Raw genomic sequence first — 2295 nt, 5'->3', positions numbered from 1 at the left:
GCCCATCGGTGATGGCGATTATCTGGTCTTGATCCGCTTGGCGATTAAATTGCCAATTTGTGGCGCCAGTGTATCCCCCTCCTTTGTTATACAACTCAACAATTTCAGCCACACCATCGCCATTGGTGTCCATAGGCAGGTAGCGGCGGGCGTTTGCCCCGTTGGTGTTTGACCAACCACCGATATAAAGACGTGCCCCTTGAATAAAACCATCATTTGAGCCGTACCACATTTCGGCGTGCGTCTGTGTAGAAGTGCCATTGTACAATTTAACAAAATCCGCCTTGCCATCTCCATTAACATCCATCGGCAAATAACGATGAGCATGGGGGTCTGAACCGTCAGTATTTTTCCAACTGCCAAGACTAGAGTCGACGCTGTTTTTTACAAATTGTGTTCCGGTATTCCAAAATATGCTCGCGCCGGTATCATCACCGTTTCCTTGGAAGGTTTTGACTAGATCTGGTAGCCCATCGCCATTGACGTCCATCGGATAAAACTGATGACCATTGGCGGCACCAAGATCGACCCAATCACCTAAAGTGTTATTGCTGCCACCGGTGAATCCAGCCCCATTGCTTAACCAGCTGGATACCCGCGTTTCATTATTACCTGCATAGTATATCTCCAGTATGTCCGTCATGCCGTCGCCATTGACGTCAACCGTAAGGTAGCGCCTTGATTTGGCGCTGCCAACATCCGTCCAACCACCGATTGGATGCGATCCTACATGGTTTTCGAAGCCATTGCCCTGTTGATTTAGCCAAGCTTTTGCACTTGTTGTGTCAGAGCCAGATTTCCATATCTCAATAATGTCTGTCCAACCATCCTTGTTGGCATCAAATACCAAATAGCGACGCTGATCTGCAGAGCCTATATCTGCCCAACCGCCAATTGTTGAAATCGAGCCAGACTCAAAGCCTGACCCTGAATTGCGCCAGACATGCGACTTCGTCGATCCGTTGCCACCCTTGTACACTTCAATGATATCGGTGCGGCCATCGCGGTCGTGATCCATTGCAAGGTAACGACGCTGATCACTGCTACCCGGCCCTGTCCAGCCTCCCATATAAGACACTGGACCTTGTTCAAAGCCCGTATCCCCTTTTAACCAAACAGTAGAGTAAGCGTCGTCATTCTCAGTCTTTTTATAGATTTGGATAAGGTCAGTGCGGCCATCGAGGTCATAGTCAAATGGTATGTACTGATGCTGTAAGGAACTCCCGACATCAGACCAACCACCAATAGCATTGTTAAATGTGTGCGCTAATGCGCTTGAAGCACTGTCTTTGTAGTCGAATACTGTGGCAGGCAGACAATCATTAGTTCCGCAGCGTTGTATCGAGGTCATACGACTGCGGTTGGTCGTTGGACTGGTGTCGTAGCTTAATTGATAGCTTTGAATCAGCTGTGCTGCCGCAAAAGTAGTAATGGAGGTTAAGCGTTGAGTGCTTTTATATAATTGGCCGTCCATATAGTGTTTGGAAATATCCGGACGAGTTGCATAGTTAAAAACCACCTCACGTTGACTGATGTTGCCCAAATCCCAACGATGGTTATAACGGATCCCTTTCAACAGGGTTTCACCATCGGCTAAACGCTGGTAGTCATAAATGATGACATTACCATTGCGATCTTCCGTGCTGGTGAGTGGAAAATGAAGGCGCTCATCACGCCCGATAGCATTAAATGGACTGTTCGTACTGCCACTACCAAAGCCATGCTTTGTGCCTTGAGCGTCCGTCACATAAAACGCACAGGGGCCATTACCGCAAGTGCCAACAGACTGCACCTTTACCCATTTGTCGGTTTCGGTCACATAGGTGGTGCCATTGGCGCCATAAGTACCGTCGGTAATCAGCCTTTCACCGTTTAAGCAATACCTATCATCATTGGTAAAGTGAATGCCCGGCGTGAAATCATCTCCCTCAAGGAGTTTGCTTTGACCACAGCGAGAAATGGATTGTAGGCCGCCATAACTCCACCCCATGCCTAAGGGGCCACTTTTAGATTGGCTGTTGTATTCTAGCGATAATATTGGCTCCAAACCGCCAATCCCTGGCGGGACAGCAATGCCTATTGAGTAGGTGGCAGCGCCATGACCATTAACCGAAAACTTCCCTTGCAAGCTCCCTGCTAGCGTAGCCGCCAGCGAGGCAGAGCTAATAAACAAGCAACATAAACTGACGGGGAACAGGTATTTTTTAATATGGTGGGATCTAAAATAAGATAATGATTGGCGCAACCTAATAATAGGGAGGAATATCAAAGCTAGAAATATATTAAACATTTTTT

The 2295-nt window shown here is 47.6% G+C and carries 1 protein-coding gene; it reads right to left on the bottom strand.

What is annotated here, in order from left to right; translation table 11 throughout:
• A partial coding sequence (locus I8J31_RS20615) for an FG-GAP-like repeat-containing protein (protein WP_199470467.1) occupies positions 1–2173 on the bottom strand: 2173 nt, incomplete at its 3' end.
• Between the last annotated feature and the right edge of the window lie 122 nt (positions 2174–2295).

Origin of the sequence: Marinomonas transparens (genome assembly GCF_016463975.1) — a bacterium.
GTDB lineage: Bacteria > Pseudomonadota > Gammaproteobacteria > Pseudomonadales > Marinomonadaceae > Marinomonas > Marinomonas transparens.
This window is presented reverse-complemented; position numbering and strand designations above follow the sequence as displayed.